At 52.0% G+C, this 14,680-nt stretch carries 13 protein-coding genes; all 13 read right to left on the bottom strand.

Translation table 11 applies throughout. The features are described 5' to 3' along the window. Positions 1–33 precede the first annotated feature (33 nt). Entirely contained in the window at positions 34–414 is a 381-nt protein-coding gene (locus CLC93_RS04960; RefSeq protein ID WP_245837085.1) for a 4Fe-4S dicluster domain-containing protein, read from the bottom strand. Between the two features lie 574 nt (positions 415–988). Next, entirely contained in the window at positions 989–1,483 is a 495-nt protein-coding gene (hycI, locus tag CLC93_RS04955) for a hydrogenase maturation peptidase HycI (RefSeq protein WP_095504841.1), read from the bottom strand. Positions 1,484–1,485: 2 nt separating this feature from the next. After that, positions 1,486–1,890: a formate hydrogenlyase maturation HycH family protein gene (locus tag CLC93_RS04950; RefSeq protein WP_095504840.1), complete on the bottom strand. Its 405-nt coding sequence runs from the start codon at positions 1,888–1,890 to the stop codon at positions 1,486–1,488. Positions 1,891–1,901: 11 nt separating this feature from the next. Then, complete coding sequence (locus CLC93_RS04945) at positions 1,902–2,720, bottom strand: NADH-quinone oxidoreductase subunit B family protein (RefSeq protein ID WP_095504839.1); 819 nt, start codon at positions 2,718–2,720, stop codon at positions 1,902–1,904. Then, positions 2,707–3,270 (bottom strand): formate hydrogenlyase complex iron-sulfur subunit, encoded by a 564-nt coding sequence (locus CLC93_RS04940; protein WP_095504838.1) that lies wholly within the window; start codon positions 3,268–3,270, stop codon positions 2,707–2,709. The genes CLC93_RS04945 and CLC93_RS04940 overlap by 14 nt, the downstream gene beginning before the upstream one ends. 9 nt (positions 3,271–3,279) lie before the next feature. After that, the gene (locus CLC93_RS04935; protein ID WP_281254652.1) at positions 3,280–5,076 is read right to left on the bottom strand and encodes a hydrogenase large subunit; all 1,797 of its coding nucleotides are present in this window, start codon (positions 5,074–5,076) and stop codon (positions 3,280–3,282) included. Between the two features lie 13 nt (positions 5,077–5,089). After that, positions 5,090–6,685 carry a hydrogenase 4 subunit F gene (locus CLC93_RS04930; protein WP_095504837.1) on the bottom strand — a complete coding sequence of 532 codons (1,596 nt, stop codon included), beginning with the start codon at positions 6,683–6,685 and terminating at the stop codon, positions 5,090–5,092. A gap of 5 nt (positions 6,686–6,690) precedes the next feature. After that, a complete protein-coding gene (gene hyfE, locus CLC93_RS04925; RefSeq protein WP_095504836.1) occupies positions 6,691–7,341 on the bottom strand; it encodes a hydrogenase 4 membrane subunit in 651 nt (216 codons plus the stop codon). A gap of 19 nt (positions 7,342–7,360) precedes the next feature. Continuing rightward, entirely contained in the window at positions 7,361–8,806 is a 1,446-nt protein-coding gene (locus CLC93_RS04920) for a hydrogenase 4 subunit D (protein WP_095504835.1), read from the bottom strand. 12 nt (positions 8,807–8,818) lie between these two features. Then, positions 8,819–9,772, bottom strand: coding sequence for a respiratory chain complex I subunit 1 family protein (locus tag CLC93_RS04915; RefSeq protein WP_095504834.1), 954 nt, complete (start codon positions 9,770–9,772; stop codon positions 8,819–8,821). After that, positions 9,772–11,799, bottom strand: a complete 2,028-nt coding sequence (gene hyfB, locus CLC93_RS04910; RefSeq protein ID WP_095504833.1) for a hydrogenase 4 subunit B — start codon at positions 11,797–11,799, stop codon at positions 9,772–9,774. The genes CLC93_RS04915 and hyfB overlap by 1 nt, the downstream gene beginning before the upstream one ends. Next, positions 11,786–12,406 carry a 4Fe-4S dicluster domain-containing protein gene (locus CLC93_RS04905; protein ID WP_245837083.1) on the bottom strand — a complete coding sequence of 207 codons (621 nt, stop codon included), beginning with the start codon at positions 12,404–12,406 and terminating at the stop codon, positions 11,786–11,788. Before CLC93_RS04905 ends, hyfB begins: the two co-directional genes overlap by 14 nt. 413 nt (positions 12,407–12,819) lie before the next feature. Then, the gene (selB, locus tag CLC93_RS04900; protein ID WP_095504831.1) at positions 12,820–14,679 is read right to left on the bottom strand and encodes a selenocysteine-specific translation elongation factor; all 1,860 of its coding nucleotides are present in this window, start codon (positions 14,677–14,679) and stop codon (positions 12,820–12,822) included. Position 14,680: the final 1 nt, after the last annotated feature.

Below are 14,680 nucleotides of genomic sequence, written 5' to 3'. Positions count from 1 at the left end.
GAATAGCAAAATCGAGATTCTGGTATTGGTTTATTAACTCGTTACCGTGCTAAGTGCTTCGGTCGCGGCCTGTTGACGCTTTTGTTTCATCAACTGGTCCATGTCAGTCGGCTCGATCACTCGAATAGCGCTAGTTGGACAAACTTCAACACAGGCCGGCCCTTCGGCTCGGTTGTTGCACAAATCGCACTTCAGCGCTTGAGCTTTAACGGTATTGAGTTTGAACAGTGGCGATGGGCCTTCTTGCTTGACCGGGAATGCCACCACGTTCATTGCACCGTAAGGACAGGCAATGGCACAGGTTTTACAGCCGATGCAACGAGATTGCATGACGTGCACCTGACCATTTTCACGATAGATGGCGTTGTTCGGACAAACCTTTTCACAAGGCGCGTCTTCACACTGCCGACACATTATGGGGGTGGTAACATCCCCATTTCTCACCAAATTCAGCCGTGGATAGAATTTGCTTGGATCAAGCGACTCTATCTGGCTCACTTCCTGGTGAGATAATACGCAGGCCACTTCGCATGTTCGGCATCCGATACATTGACTGGGGTCTGCAAACACAAATCGATTCATCAGTTCTTCCCTCTTCAATCGATCAACTAATTTTGGTAAAACCTCGGCTTTGCCAGCGTTCGGCAAGCGGTTTACCATCAACAAGAGAAACGGCCATGGGTCTCATTGAGCGTGACTCCTTAGCGACCTTGATAACTCTCATACCTGTAATAAAGCAGGAAATGTACCAGTTCCAACTCGCAACTCACCTAAAAAATAAAAACCAATAAAAACAGACAATTAACAGAATTGCTAGACGGTAATTGTTTGCAATACACAAGTGTTGTGACGAATTTTTCAGCGAGTGTCGTCACAGGTGTCGACACGGCTTCGACACTCCCAACCAACAAAACTCCAGACAAAAAAAGTGGCGAGACTGCCAAAGCAGCTCGCCACCAAATTGTGTCAAATAGCAGTGAGTCGAATATCAGATGGTCGCGTAACCGCCGTTGCCCTCCCAGGTGGGCAGTCTTTGATACAAGCCTTCCACCGCTTTGGTAACCATCTCAGTCATGGGGAAAGAGAAAGCCACAATCGCTGGCTGCACACCGACAAACTGAACTTCCGGTACAAAGGTCTTTAAGTCATCAATAAGGAAATTGAGCGGCAGGCTGTGAGTCGACATGATGAACATGTCGGCAATCGCGTCTGGGTCGATAACCCGTACCTCACCAGCCTGCTCACCGATTTCAGCGGCATCAAACACAATCACTCGCTCAGGTTGCAACTGACGAATTTGATGCACACAGTTTTCCGGTGCGCTGCCGCCATCTACCGCGACCCAATCGTCGATGGGCTGGGCATCCAATAGCTCAGCTAACAAAGGCCCGGCGCCGTCATCACCCATCATGCTATTGCCCACGGCAAGCAGTACATTTTTCGCTTTGGGTGAGCGCTCTTGTTGTTGATCGTGATTAGACATGGTTACCTCTCTCGCACCATTATGTACATATCAGGCTCGCGATAAATCTTGCCCAGGGCATCGATAAAATCGCGACTCAGCTTTTGGTATTGGCTCGACTGCTTGGCCAGAGCGGCTTCAAACGCATTGGCCAACATATGGATGTGCTCAGGAAAAATGGTGATTTCTCCAAACCTGAAAAAGCCTTCCATCTTGCGTCTAGCCGTGCCGCCCTCAGGCAGGGCTTCCAGCCAAGTTTTGTACTCGTCTCGCGAGCAGGTAATGACCGCCTTTAAGCAATCGACGATGCCCAAGTGATGGCCTATGGCGAGGCCATAGTACATCACTTGCTTGGCTTCCTCGGGCACATCGGTTTGCTCGTCGACAAACTTGCGACTCAAGGCGTAGAACAATACCTTATCCGACATTGGCAATCCCCTTAACTGGCTTCAACCGCTTCGGCCATCGAACTCGGCTGACCCATGCGTGCCAACACAGAACTGTTGATGCTGGTTATGATTTCGCTTAAACGCGGATCTTTCTTGTCGTCCAAGTAAGCGCGGATCTTGGCATCAACATTGTCTGGATCAGCGCTGGCAAGCACTTCCATAAACTCATCAGCAATGTCTTGGCCATAGCGATAACCGGCAAAGCGACGCGCTTCGCGTTCGATTAAGGTCTTGATCTCCAGCGGGATCCCCGTGTGCTTAAGCGTCGCGACTTCGCCAGGTTGCTCAGTGTGGTGCTCGGCTTTGAGCTTTTGGTCCAGTAGCCCAAGCGCCACCGCAAAGCCATAAATGGTCGCCGCGGGGGTTGGAGGACAGCCGGGAATATAAACGTCCACAGGAACAATCTTGTCGGTTCCGCCCCAGACACAGTAAAGGTCGTGGAAGATACCACCATCGTTACCACAGGCACCGTAAGACACCACAATTTTAGGGTCCGGAGCCGCTTCATAGGCGCGCAACGCAGGCATTCGCATGGAGCGAGTGACCGCGCCTGTGTATAGCAGAATGTCTGCATGGCGCGGTGATGCCACTACTTTGATACCAAATCGCTCGGCGTCAAACACAGGCGTAATAGCACCAAAGATCTCAATTTCACAGGCGTTACAACCGCCGCAATCCACTCGGTAAACATAAGCAGAGCGCTTGATGTCGTTGAGCAGCGTGCCTTTCATCTTAACTAGCTGCTCATCCACCTCTACCGGTACGGTTTGCGTGTGGTCATTGCCAACAATTTGCTTAATTCCTTTCATTGACAGTCTCCTGGCTCATGGTATTGCGCTGCATAAGTCCATCGCCTTCGAGCATATTGGCTTTGCGACGGCACTCTGGACAGGTGTTCAGTTGCTGTGTGCGGCTCTCTAGCTGTTCTGTAGGCAAACCCGCTTGGACTAACAAGTCCAGAGCGTACTTAACCGCTTTTTGTGGCGCAAACGCCACGCCACACTGCACACAAGAGGACAGTTCAAACACCGCCTCTTGGTACAAATCCGCTTTGTTACCCACCGCGAGTTCAAAGTCTTGTGACAGCTTAATAGCGCCGGTCGGGCAAACCTCTTCACAACGGCCACAATAGATGCAGCGCGCCAGGCTCAGCTGCCAACGACGGCTGTTATCCGCGGTATTGGTTTCCATGATCAGCGCGTTCGCTGGACAAGCTCGAGTACAGGCCGCGCAGCTGATGCACTGCTTTGGCTGGTACTCGGGTTTTCCGCGAAAATCGTCGCTTACCGGGTAAGGAGCAAAGGGATACTTAGCGGTTGACTCACCGGCTTTAGCAATGGTTTTTAGTAATTTAAACATGCTGCCTCCCTACTTAAATGGCGAGTTCTTGCGCTCGATGCTGTAGCGCTCAAACTCTTTGTAAGACACGGTTTTCGACTTGTTCTTGCGCTTGTCGACGATGGTGACTCGGTCAGTACAGGAGTAACAAGGGTCAAGACTGCCGATGATCAGTGGTGCGTCAGAGACTGTGTTACCGCGAAGCATGTAGCGCAACACAGGCCAGTTGGCATACGTGGCCGCACGGCAGCGCCAGCGGTACAGCTTCTGATTGTCGCCGGTCATGCTCCAGTGGACGTTCTCGCCACGCGGCGCTTCGGTAAAGCCCAGAGCAAACTTGTTTGGTTGATAGTCAAAGCCTTCTACTAGCAGTTTGCCAGCCGCCAGGTTATCTAGGCCCCACTCCACCATATTGAGTGAGTCGTATACCTCTTGAATGCGGATAACTACTCGAGCGGCGACATCACCCGTGTCGGCTTTTTGCAGCGACATTGGCATTTTGCCGTAGGCTTCAAGTGACTTGGCATGAACGGTACGCGCATCGCGATCAAAGCCGGCACCACGCACAGTCGGTCCTACTGGGCTGTAGTTGCGCGCCACTTCTCTATCCAACACGCCCACGCCATTGATGCGGCTTTCCAGATTAGGAGTGGCCAGCAGGAAGTCGACGATTTCTTCAAACTCACGGCGAACTTCGCGAACAATCTTAATCGCTTGTGAGCGTTGAGTGGCCAGAATGTCTCGGCGCACACCGCCAATTAAGTTCAAGCCGTAAGTTTTACGAGCACCGGTGAGCAGCTCTGCCAGCTCCATGGTCTTCTCACGAACCCTGAAGAACTGCATAAAGCCGGTGTCAAAACCAACGAAGTGACTGGATAGGCCGATGTTAAGTAGATGCGAGTGCAGACGCTCCACCTCAAGCAACACGGTGCGGATCATCTTGGCGCGCTCTGGCACCTCAATCCCAAGGGCGTTTTCGACACTATTGCTATAACCCACGCTGTGGGTGTAACCGCAAATGCCGCACACTCGGTCGGTCAGGAAGGCGACTTCGTTGTAGCCCATGCGAGTTTCGGCGAGTTTTTCCATGCCGCGATGGACGTAAAACATACGGTAATCAGCATCGACAATGTCTTCGCCGTCGACAAACAGTCTAAAGTGACCTGGCTCATCCGAGGTTACGTGCAGCGGACCAACCGGTACGATGCGGTTGGAGTCATCGCCCAGTTGATTGTCAAACGGATAGGTCTCATCTTCAGTGGTCGGCATCGGACGTTGACGGTAGTCCATCGCGTCTTTGCGCAATGGGTGTAGGTCTTCTGGCCAATCGTCCGGCAATACCAAGCGACGCTCATCCGGCAAGCCCACTGGTCTCAAACCGTACATGTCACGCACTTCGCGCTCACCCCAAACCGCTGCTGGCAGGTGTGGAGTAATCGATGGGAACTCTTGAGTCACAGGGTCCACTAGGATTTTCACCGTCACCCAGCTTTTCACTTCGCCTTCCATCGACAGTGCGTGGTAGACCGCGAAGTTGCCGTTGATGCTGCGCTCGTCGTTACCAAACGACACCGCCAGCCAGCCACCTTGCTCAAAGTACAGCCATTTCATGACTTCGATAAGCGAGGTTGGTTTTACCGTAATGGTTACCTGATTTTCCGCTTGCCACTCTTCATCGATGATGGCTGACGGGAAAAAGTGATGAACACCGGCCACGTAGCCATAGCCAATTTTGTCCTTTCTGGCGTAGCTCGCGTGACTGAACGAGCTGGATTGAATCCCTTCGTTAGTGGCATCGCTGCTTTGATAATTTGTATTTAAATCCACAGGATTTCCTCGCTTATTTCTGCGCTAACGGTAATTCAGCGATATCGGCCTTGGCCTGTTGCTGATTTTCATTTAAAGACTCGAACGGCAGGTTCAGCGAGTTCATTACGCTGGACTCTTGGCTGTCGAGGATGACAAGTGCTGCGCTGTCAACGCCTTTCAATGCAGATGCAGGGATTGCGGTACCCATAATCACCAACATCACTACGATGGCGGCCATTGGCGCTAAGGTCATAAAGCCCAGCTCGCCTCGTTCTACTTGTTCTGGCTTCTCGCCCATCACACATTGCGCCGCCATGTAGGCCAAACCGCCGAGTACAACGGTCAGAAGCAACAGCAGCAAAATGGCAAACCAGATGCGATCGGCGCCAATGGCCGCGGTCACCATGGTGAATTCGCTGACAAAGATGCTAAACGGTGGTACGCCACCTAGGGCTAGCGCGCCAACCACTACTAACACACCGGTCAGAGGGGCCACTCGCAAAATGCCCTTAACGATACCGATGTCGCGGGTGCCGTACTTCAATAGAATGTTACCGGCGCCGCAGAACATCAGAGTCTTGGCCAAGCTGTGGTTAATCACGTGCAATAGACCCGCGATAACACCCAAAGGACCCAGAGCAATCGCCAGCGTAATCAGGCCCATGTTCTCGACACTTGAGTAAGCCAACAGGCGCTTGATATCGCGTTGAGTGATGATGTAGAACGCAGCCACTGCCACCGACATAAAGCCGAAGATCAGCAACAGAGTTTGCGGGAATGCCGGTCCAATCGACTTGGCGGTGATGATGTAGTAGCGCAGTACAATCAACAGGGCACAATTCAGCAGGCCTGCAGATAGCAGCGCACTGACTGGGCTTGGCGCCTCAGAGTGAGCGTCTGGCAACCAAGCGTGCATTGGGAACAAGCCTACTTTGGTACCAAAACCAATCAGCACGAACACAAAGGCAAGGTGCACAAGGCTAGTATCCAGGGCCTGCGCGTTCTGGTGAATTTCGGTCCAGAAGATGGCGTTGGTTGGGTCGGCCAATACCGCACTGGCATTGGCGTAGGTCAGAATCGAACCAAACAAACCAAAGGCCAATCCCACAGTACAAATCACAATGTACTTCCAAGCCGCTTCGAGCGACGAGCGCTGACCGTAAAGGCCAACCAAGAACACAGAGCAGATAGTGGTAGCTTCAATCGCAATCCACATCATGATGACGTTGTTGGCCGTTACCGCGACTAGCATAGAGGCGATGAACAGGTTGAACAGGCCGTAATAAAGCGAGACCTTTTCACCCGACAACTCACCGTGTTTGTACTCGTGGTTGATGTAACCAATGGAGTACATGCCCGTGAGCAGAGATACCAGACCAAGCACCGCCAAGAACAAGCCTGACAGGCCATCGATGTAGAGCCAGTTATTTTGCGCCAGAATCGCGCCGTCAAAGAAAGCGGTTTTGGCCAGTGCAAAGGACAAGACGCAGATTGCGACCATTGATAAGGCGTGACAGCCAATCGCCAGTGAGCGAGCGCCTTTTCCGCTTTTAACGGTTGCAAAGGAGACCACTGACGCGATTAAGGGCGTCGACAGTAGCAACAGCAACATATCGGATGGAGACATCGTGATTACCCCTTAAGTTGATTCAGTTGATTCACGTCTAAGGTGTTCAACTTCTGATAGATTTGACGAGCCAAAATCACCATGAACAGCACGGCAAACACAGCGTCTGTGGTAATACCCACTTCAACTAATCCCGGCGCCTTGTTGGCCAGCAATGCCAGTACCAGTGACGAACCGTTTTCCATCAAGCAGTAACCAAACAACTGCTTGAGGATGTTTCGCTGGCTGACGATGCACAATAGACCTAAGAAAAAGTGGCCAACGGCAACCGCTAGCGCGGGTTTAAGGTGAGCCACTAGTGGCAGTGACACCGACTCGACTGCAAAGTAGCAAGTCACGGTAATCAAGCCGGCGATGGGAATTAACCAACCCAGGTGCAACACAGGGCGATCGGCGCTTGGGTCGCTCATTTTGCTCAAAGCGATGTACAAGATTGCCGGTAGCGCGATAACTTTGGTGACAAATGCCGTCATCGACCAGTGGTATAGCTCGGTAGCATCGACACTCTTGGCAATTGCCAAGAATGTCAGTACCAGCACTAGCGATTGCACTGAGTAGAGGATCGCAGCGGATTTGGCCTTTTTGGCGCCGATCACCATCACACTGGTGATGATGAGCAGGCCGGCCAGGTTATTGATTAAAATATCGGGATTCATACATTCTTCCTCAACTCAGCTACACCAGCCAATTGGCGGCAATTACGCTGGAACACAGCGACATGACAATCAGCACAAGGATCACGACAGTCATGGACGCAGGCAGTGGCTTAGCCGATTCCACTTGCTCAGATGGCTCGCCGATGACCGACTTACCGAACCAGTACAAAATCCAGCCAAAGCTGGCGACCGATTCAATCAAAGCCAGAATCATGATTGGCATTAGCCAGGTGTGAGTGGCGGTTAGTTCAAAGCCAGCGGCAAACAACGGGAACTTGCTAAAAAAGCCGTTAAATGGCGGCACACCAGTAATGGCTAGCGCGGCAACGCAAAAGCCCACCGCCAACAGTGGCGATTTCTTCACAACTCCTTTGAGTTGAGGCAGCAAGCGAGTGCCCATGCTGTAGCTAAAGGCGCCAGCGACTAAGAAGAACAAGCTCTTGGCGAAGGCGTGGTTGAAGATGTAAGTAATACCACCTTCAAAGGCCAACTGAGAGCCAAACACCGACAGCGACAATGCCAAGAAGATGTAAGCCAGTTGAGTGATGGTTGAGTAGGCCAGCAAACGCTTCATGTCGGTTTGCGGCAAGTACATCACGAAGCCGTAAATCAGAGTAATGATGGAGCCAACGACACCAACAATACCGATGATCTCAGGAATATCGCCGCCTTCCATGATGGCGCGAGCGAAGATGTACACACCCACTTTAACCATAGAGGCTGCGTGTAGGTAAGCACTGACTGGGGTCGGTGCGTTCATCGCATCTGGTAGCCACATGTGTAATGGCAACTGAGCAGACTTAGCCCAAGCGGCAAACAAAATACCCAGGAATACCAGAGTTTTAGTGGACTCATCTAGGCTGGCCAACGCGCTAACCGCAAAGGTACCGGTATTGGTGAACACCAGCGCCGCTGCAATGAACAAGCCGATAGAGCCGACGTGAGTGACCAACAGTGCCTTTAGCGCTGCTTTTAGCGACTTAGAGGACTGGTAGTAACCAATCAGCGACCAAGAACAGGCACCGGTTATCTCAAAGAAGAACAACTGGCCAAGAACGGTCGATGACAATACCAAGCCTGCCATGGCGCCGATGAAAATCAGCAAGAAGGCGTAGTAGCGTGGTAGGCCCGTGTGCGGATGCTCGCGGTTGCCTTGCGACATATACCCCAAGGAGTACATGGTAACCAGCAAACCCAACACCACCACAGCGACTGTGATTAGCGTGCTGACCTTATCTACCGTCAAACCAAACAGTTCTACATCGCCAATCGAAATCAGGGAGTAGTGGATGCTGGCTTGGTCGCCACCTAACAAGGTGGCCGCCAATCCAATGGCCGCGACCGATGCGATACCAGCGAAGAACTGACACACCCACTTGGCTGTGTCGCTAGGGACCAGCACCGTGAGTATCGCACCGACGAAAGGCGCTAAGATAGTGAGTAAAGCAAGTGTTTCTAACGTCATTGTGCTCGCTCCCTATAGGCCAATAATGTAGAAAATGAAGCCAAGCACAGCGATGCCAAATCCAACCCAAGTGAGATGATGTGTTTTGAGGAAACGAGTCCGCGCAACACTGTTTTCAATCACACCTGCGATGAGGAACACCACGAATAGCTTGGCCAGAAGAATTGGCGTGGCCATCAGCACACCGCTGAAACTCAGCTCGGCCGCTTTGCCAAAGGGAATGAAAATCGCTAGGAACAGCTGCGCAACCACCAGTTGCTTCAGACCCAAGGCCAGTTTGACCATGGCAAAACCAGCACCTGAGTACTCGGTTAGCGGGCCTTCTTGCAACTCTTGCTCAGCTTCAGCGCTATCAAATGGCAGCTTGCCCATTTCGATAAACACCGCAAAGGCACAAGCAGCGCCGGCCAGTAGCACAGCACCAGGAACCGCCCACTCTTGAGTGGCCATGAAGGTACTGATGTAACCCAAGTCGAAAGTACCGGCAGACAGTGCCATGGTGAAAATCGACAACATTAGAATGGGTTCTACTAAGACCCCTAAGGTCAATTCACGGCCTGAGCCAACACCGGCGAACATGCTGCCCGAATCCAACCCCGACAACGCGAAGAAGAAGCGGAAGATGGCAAACAGATAGATATCTGTGATGACATCACCAGCAATTGGGAACGGCGAGCTGTTGGTCACTGTCGGCAGTGCCATACCAACCAACAACATGGTCGACATCAGCACCAAAGGCATGACCTTGAACACTAGCCCGGACGAGTTTGGCGCTACCTCTTGGCGGCGCAGTAGTTTGGCAATATCGCGGTAGTCCTGAAGCAGACCAGGGCCTTTACGCGAGTGCATCTTGGCGCGCAAGACACGCGTAAAACCGGTTGCCATGGGAGCCAAGGCCACCATCATCAATGCCTGAATCAGTGCTAAAGCAATCCATTCAGGACTTGGCATTTCTAACGCTTGCATTAGCTCACCCCCATGTTAAGTGGAACGAAAAGCAGCACCAGCAGAGCGATGATGATATACATGCAGTAAGCACGGAAATCACCAAACTGCAGATGCCCAACCCATCGACCTATGCGCTTCACAAGGCCCAGCGTGGGTAGAATGATCTTGTTGTCGAATTGCGGCTCTATCGAACTGGCGCCTCGAGTCGTGCTAGCCAAAGATTTGGCCATCAAAGGTGCAGGGTCGATTTGTTTGCGGATTCGGTACAAAGGCGCAAACATAGAGCGCAGCGGTTGGGTGAAGCCACCAGCGGATACCGACATCTTGTTTTCGTAGCCATAGCCACAAGCCCAAGGATCGCCGCCGTCGCGGTTGGCCAACTTCGGTCCTTTGAAAATCGCCAGAATGGCAATTGGCACCAAAAAGAGTGCGCCCAGAGCAATGGTGATAACCGGAGTGGATAGAATGGCTTGGCTTGGGTCGCTTGGGATAAGCGCCATGCCTTGAGTCACGTTCAGCACTTGAGTGTCGACTAGCGCGCTGGAAACTCCAGAAATCACAGGAGCAATCCAAGGTGAAGCCACGCCCAGTACGATACACAGTAGCGCCAAGCTGCCGGTACCGAAGGTCATGCTCAGTGGCACTTCAGTGGCCTTAGTCGCTTGCTCACTGCGAGCACCGCCGGTAAAGCAGATACCGAACACTTTAACGAAGCACATACAAGCCAGAGCACCGGTAATCGCCAGCATGACGACAGCAATTGGTGCCGCACTTTGCATGGCAACACCACCTTCGCGGCTCATGGTCAGCAGCGATTGGTAGATAAACCACTCACTGACGAAACCGTTAAGCGGTGGTAGTGCAGAAATCGCCATGGTACCGATCAAGAAGGCAATCGCGGTTAGCGGCATTAGCTTGGCCAAGCCACCCATTTTTTCCATGTCCTTGGTGTGCACGCGATAAATTATCGAGCCAGCACCTAAGAAAAGCAGTCCTTTAAACACCGCGTGGTTTAGTAGGTGATACAAACCGCCTAGCAGGCCCAAAGTCGCTAGCACAGGCATGTCTTTGGCAATACCAATCATGCCAATACCCACGCCAATCAGGATGATGCCGACATTCTCAACCGTGTGGTAAGCCAACAGGCGCTTGATGTCGTGCTCTGCCAGTGCGTAAAGCACGCCCAATACAGAAGACACACAACCAAAGGCAAGTACCAAGTAACCCCACCAGGCCAACTCAGCACCCAAGAAGTCGATGCTGACTTTGATGATGCCAAACACACCAATTTTGACCATGACACCTGACATCATTGCCGATGCGTGTGACGGTGCTGCGGGGTGAGCTTGCGGTAGCCAGCCGTGCAAGGTAATCATGCCGGCTTTCGCGCCGAAGCCGAAGAAGGCTAGCAAGAAGACTGCCGATGCTTGAGCGTCAGTCAGCTGAGCGTTGGCAAAGTCCGCAAAGTTCAGACTGCCGGTTTCGCGGTACAGAATGTAGAAAGCAATCATGATCAGCACTGAGCCAGCATGCGCAATCAAAAAGTACTGTAAACCTGCGCGAACGCCTTTTTCGTTTTGCTCAGCGATAACCAAGAAGTAAGAGGCTAGCGACATCATTTCGAAAAAGACAATGAAGTAGAAGGCGTTGTCGCAAACCACCAGAGCAACCATGGAAGCGATAAAGCTATTCATGAAGAAGCCCATGGCCCACGCGCCCTTGTTGAAGTACTCCTTCATGTAGGAAATGGAGTAAATCGAGGTCGCAACCACCAGCAGAGAAATCACCATCAGCATGAAAGCTGATAGCGGATCTAGGCGAATCACAAAGTCAGAGAAGTAAAACGGACTGTAAACCGACTTAACAATGACATCACCGGATAACAGGGTAGGTAGCGCGGCAATAACACCTGCGACACCCGCCGCTGCGCCGACTAAACCGGATAACTTAGTAGCGATAGACTCTTGCTTGTAAAACAACAAAGAGCCGAACGCGGCACCTATGTATAACAAGACAGATAAGAGTAACCAATCAAGCGAGGTCATGACTGTTCTCCTTGTTTAGCTTGGCGCGCAACTCGGCGCTGCTTGCACCGTTTTGATTGCCTAGCAAGTTGATGTCCGCGCCACTGCAAGCCGCTTGCTCGCGCTTGCTCTTCGCCGCACCAGCGACTTGCTTCTCGTTGGCGAAGAAGATCGCCTGAGTTGGACAAGCAGCAGCACAAGCTGGGCCCTCAGGGTTGCTCTGGCAAAGGTCGCATTTGATAGCGATGCTCTTAACGCCAGGCTCCCAAGCCAGAATGTCTTTACCAAAACAGCTCGGTGTCGAGGTTGACGGGTTGCTGGAGTGAATATTGGATGGAATGTGGACGTCGTAGCTGTTGGCCAGCCCAATCGGACGACTGCCATCGAGCGAAATTGCGCCGAATGGGCAAGCAATCGCACACAAGGTGCAACCCACGCAGTTGGTTTCGTTCAGATGAACCATACCGTCTTTCTGGGTAATGGCATTAACAGGGCAGACAGTGGCACATGGAGCGTCTTCGCAATGTCGACACATGACAGGTGCGGTTGCACTGCCGTGCCGCATGACGGTCAATCTAGGTTTGGATTGCAGTCCTTTCGCCTTATGCACTGAAGAACACGCTGCCATGCATGTCCCGCATCCAATACACTGCGTAGGATCTGCAATGAGAAAACTATTCATATTTAGCCTTAATCTATTGCAGTACTTGCAGTGTCTATTACAAGTTGCGCACCAAGTCTGAAAACCAGCTTCACACTTCTGGCAAGAAAGACTACAACTCATTGTTTCTATTGAATTATTTTTTGGCGACAAGTTGAAAAGATTTGACGTTTTGGCGTTTTAATAAGGGGATTTTGGTGTCGAAATGGAGCCTTTCGACACTAGTGTCGACAGCCATCGAAAGCCGATGACACTTGTTGTTTTGAGTTGAGAAATGGCCCTTAGAATGACGGTGCCGATGCGCATCGCACATCGGCTTGTCGCCCTGTCATCCACAAGGCAATTTGAAGGAGTCGGTCAGTGAGAGTTTGGCAGAAGTGCTATAAGCACTTGAGTACCACTCGATCGTTTTCCACCCGTCTCACCCAGCCATCTCGCTCCATGCGATTAGCCAGCGGAATGGAGTATTTGCGACTGAGTTGGCTACGGTCTTTTATGTGTGCCATCGACAAGCGTTGATTCACTCGACAATCCGCTAAAACGTCTTGCACCAGTTGGTCGTACAACTGGGAGTCGTAATAAATGCTGTCATCTAACAAGGTGACATATTTGAGTCGGGCGAGGTTTTTAATCAGCTTTTTATCCAAGCCAATTAACTCCTTGTCCGCGACAACACCCGTGCGTTCGGCCTGTCTTACCTTGGTCAACAAGGCTTGGCTCGACGGACACAAATCGTCCTCGCTTTGCCCTTGGCCCGCCACCCAGGTTTGATAACTCAGATGAATCTCACCGTCTTGCTTTAACTGTTGCAAGGCTTGTTCGACGATGACCTTGTCGAGTCTGAGACGACTGCAAAACTCAACGGTAGAGATCGCCGCCGCCGGTTGCGCCAGTAATGTCGCAATTTGCGATTGGGCTTGTTCTACCGTGCTTTGCAACAGATAGTGGCTTGCCGTTTCAATCAATGGCAAGGCTTTTGCCAGTTCTGACGCCTGAGTTGGGTCATAGCTTTGTTTATCGATCAGTCCGTGCAACTCTAACTGCAATCGATAGTAATCAGGCGCATCAAAATCGCGCGTCAGTTGGTTGAGCAAACGGTACAAACTGCGCCGTTGCCACCTTTGGGTAGCCTCAAGCCAAACGATTCGCCCACCCGCTATCAGCTTGCTGCCGCCCTGTTGAATGATGGCTAAGGGTTGGCCAAAGTAGCCACTGACATCCTGTTGCAGCTGCAAACGAACCAGCTGAGTGTCACTGATTGGAATCATTTGCGCCAATCCGTTCCAACTGCCAATGGCCACTTCAACCTGGGCGCTTTTCAAGCGTGTGTTGCTACGATTAAGACGCACCACCAACTCGCGAGCGGGTCGTTGCCATTCAGCACAAGTGGTCAAACAGTCGCCGCGACCGATAGAGCGATAGTTAACCCCCTTGACGCCTACCGCCACACGACAGCTGCCGCTGACGCGGTCGACGGGACGATTGTAGCTTTGTAGGTTTCGCACCTTGACCTGTTGCTTGCTTGGCTGCAGGGTCATTCTATCCCCCACCGCCAACTCACCACCGACCAGAGTTCCGGTGACCACAGTACCTACGCCAGTGACGCTAAAGCTTCGATCTACATACAGATGACAATTGCGGTCAGCCGCGGTTGTGCTCTGCTCCTCATGCTCGCAGACCTCTTGGCCGCAATCCAACGCCAACTGATCGGTAATCAAGCGCTTGAGAGAGTCGATATTTTGGCCGGTGTGGGCGCTGACGCAAATCACCTCTGGAATTTGCTCGCAGGTGTCTAACACGCGTTGCAAACATTCATCCTCGAGCTCGGCCAATCGCTGCTCATCCACCAGATCTGCCTTGGTAATGCACACCAAGACTCTGGCTTGGCTCATGGCCTCAGCGACTTCTAAGTGCGCCTGAGTCATGGGCATCCAGCCTTCATTAGCTGCCACCACTAACAGCACCAAGTCGATACTCCACAAGCCAGCGACCATGTTGCGGATATAGCGCTCGTGCCCGGGCACATCAATCACCCCTATCCTTTTACCCTGGTCGCTTTGAAAATGGGCAAAACCGAGATTTTGCGTCATACCGCACGCTTGCTCGTGGCGGCGCGCGGTCATAATGCTTGTCATGGCGTAGACCAAGGCCGTTTTGCCGTGATCAACATGCCCAGCAAGCGCCACCACTGACGCGCTTGAGGCTGTGCTTTGGGAATCTGTTATCGAAGCTTGAGTCATT

This window comes from Paraferrimonas sedimenticola, from assembly GCF_002282855.1.
GTDB lineage: Bacteria > Pseudomonadota > Gammaproteobacteria > Enterobacterales > Shewanellaceae > Paraferrimonas > Paraferrimonas sedimenticola.
The sequence above is the reverse complement of the archived record's forward strand: the minus strand, read 5'-3'. Positions and strand labels throughout refer to the sequence as shown.

What these genes read in the sequence shown, in the direction of transcription:
- CLC93_RS04940 (WP_095504838.1), bottom strand. Translation starts at nt 3,270, where the DNA reads ATGTTTAAATTACTAAAAACCATTGCTAAAGCCGGTGAGTCAACCGCT.
- selB (WP_095504831.1), bottom strand. Translation starts at nt 14,679, where the DNA reads ATGACTCAAGCTTCGATAACAGATTCCCAAAGCACAGCCTCAAGCGCG.
- hycI (WP_095504841.1), bottom strand. Translation starts at nt 1,483, where the DNA reads ATGTCTAATCACGATCAACAACAAGAGCGCTCACCCAAAGCGAAAAAT.
- CLC93_RS04905 (WP_245837083.1), bottom strand. Translation starts at nt 12,406, where the DNA reads ATGGCAGCGTGTTCTTCAGTGCATAAGGCGAAAGGACTGCAATCCAAA.
- CLC93_RS04945 (WP_095504839.1), bottom strand. Translation starts at nt 2,720, where the DNA reads ATGAAAGGAATTAAGCAAATTGTTGGCAATGACCACACGCAAACCGTA.
- CLC93_RS04930 (WP_095504837.1), bottom strand. Translation starts at nt 6,685, where the DNA reads ATGTCTCCATCCGATATGTTGCTGTTGCTACTGTCGACGCCCTTAATC.
- CLC93_RS04960 (WP_245837085.1), bottom strand. Translation starts at nt 414, where the DNA reads ATGTGTCGGCAGTGTGAAGACGCGCCTTGTGAAAAGGTTTGTCCGAAC.
- hyfE (WP_095504836.1), bottom strand. Translation starts at nt 7,341, where the DNA reads ATGAATCCCGATATTTTAATCAATAACCTGGCCGGCCTGCTCATCATC.
- CLC93_RS04920 (WP_095504835.1), bottom strand. Translation starts at nt 8,806, where the DNA reads ATGACGTTAGAAACACTTGCTTTACTCACTATCTTAGCGCCTTTCGTC.
- CLC93_RS04915 (WP_095504834.1), bottom strand. Translation starts at nt 9,772, where the DNA reads ATGCAAGCGTTAGAAATGCCAAGTCCTGAATGGATTGCTTTAGCACTG.
- hyfB (WP_095504833.1), bottom strand. Translation starts at nt 11,799, where the DNA reads ATGACCTCGCTTGATTGGTTACTCTTATCTGTCTTGTTATACATAGGT.
- CLC93_RS04950 (WP_095504840.1), bottom strand. Translation starts at nt 1,890, where the DNA reads ATGTCGGATAAGGTATTGTTCTACGCCTTGAGTCGCAAGTTTGTCGAC.